Source organism: Bacteroides sp. Phil13 (assembly GCF_001940965.1).
In the GTDB taxonomy this organism is placed as follows: Bacteria; Bacteroidota; Bacteroidia; order Bacteroidales; family Bacteroidaceae; genus Bacteroides; species Bacteroides intestinalis.
The window spans coordinates 1-1,576 of sequence record NZ_MSHA01000078.1 but is presented as its reverse complement, the minus strand read 5'-3'; the positions used below and the strand labels follow the sequence as shown (position 1 = coordinate 1,576).

Annotated in this window: 1 protein-coding gene and 1 pseudogene; both read right to left on the bottom strand. The window is 40.9% G+C overall.

Annotated features, from left to right (window positions below; all coding sequences use genetic code 11):
* Positions 1–109: 109 nt before the first annotated feature.
* On the bottom strand, positions 110–1,342 hold the full coding sequence (locus BWI44_RS14700) for a glycosyltransferase family 4 protein (protein WP_242364683.1): 1,233 nt from the start codon (positions 1,340–1,342) through the stop codon (positions 110–112).
* A 9-nt stretch (positions 1,343–1,351) separates the two neighbouring features.
* Positions 1,352–1,576: pseudogene (locus BWI44_RS14695) on the bottom strand (UDP-N-acetylglucosamine 2-epimerase (non-hydrolyzing)); the annotation flags it as partial.

The window sequence follows — 1,576 nt, the reverse complement described above, 5'->3', positions numbered from 1 at the left end:
CGGTTCTTGTTCCTTATATGGCTTAATCTTCCTCATACATCCAATCTTTCCACAAAGATACCCGGAAATATCAAGTTATCCTAATCATTGACTGATAAATATCGTATGTTCATAAAGCTTCAACTAAGTCTACATATTTTTGAGTTACCACATCCTTTGAATATAATCGCTTAATCACCTCTACACCATTTCGACCCAGTAAAGCCAGTTCGCTTTTTGAGACGGAATTCAGCCAATCTGCCATTTCTCCCACCTTCTCTTCCAAACTCTTCTCTGTAATCAATTTTGCACAGCCATGTTCCTGCAGGAAATTGATGATAGGCGTATCCTTTCCCGAGCAGACCAATAAAGGCCTACCACATGCCATGATTGTATAAACCTTGGAAGGGAATCCCTGCATCTCCATTTCAGGGTTCATGAAAATAAACTGGATGTCTGAATAGGCAAGAATGGACGGCATCAAACTTCTGGGCTGATAGGGCAAAATATGCACATTATCCAGCTCCAACTCACGTACTTTCTCCTCAAGAACGGGTTTCATGACTCCCTCACCGATTATAAAGTATTCAATGGAAACCCCTTTCGTCTTTTCTGCCAGACAAATTAAGGGCTCCCAATCTTGGGCATAACCAATATTCCCGGCATAAAGCAATTTCAAAGAATCTGTGGCAGGGAAAAAATGGGGATTCAGACATTCTACATTTCCACCTTGAGAATTATACAATTCTGTATCTACAAAATTAGGTATTATACAAAGCTTGGACTTATCCTTAAACCTTCCGGCTATTACATTATAAAAAACCTGGTCTATTGTCGTTACGGCCGTTGAGTTATTATAAACATACCGTTCCATCCTACGTAGCTGTTCTATAACAAGCCCGTCCTTTCGTTTCAAGATGTCAGGATATATTTCCTGCACATTATATATGGTTTTACATCCCTTAATTTTCGCCAGCCAAATGTTTATTACACCGATAGTCAAAGGAGGGGAAGGTGACAGTATGACATCTATATTTCTCTGGAACAAACCAATCAGGAAAGAGATAATATGCCAATAAACAAATCCCAGGACACGCAGAAATGTATTTCTGAATTTCTTCTGGGGTACATGAAGAACTCTGATTCCATGAAAACAGCTTTCTTTACAAATCCCCCAAACCTTCCATTTCAGAGGTTGTGCTGCCAGTTGTGATTCCACAACATTGTAATGAGGCGTAGTTGTCAATACCAATACTTCATAACCGTTTTCTTGGAATTTCAGAGCAATATCATTATAAAGATAGGCTGTCGAAACTCCATCCGGACTGAAAATCAGGCTATGTATCAAGATTTTCTTAGGCATGTCTCACCATTATTTTCTCCAGACCATCTTGTTCACCACTCCCGTATAGCTCTGAATTATCTTCACAACCTTGGCCGATACATTCTCATCCGTATAATCGGGTACCGGCAGACCGTGATCCCCATTCCTATTCATCTCCACGGCAGTATCTACAGCCTGAAGCAAGGATGTCCCATCAATGCCGGCAAGGACAAAGATACCCTTGTCAAGAGCCTCGGGACGCTCCGTACTCGT

Excerpts from the sequence above, each read along its gene's own strand:
- BWI44_RS14700 (WP_242364683.1), bottom strand. The coding sequence starts at position 1,342 with ATGCCTAAGAAAATCTTGATACATAGCCTGATTTTCAGTCCGGATGGA.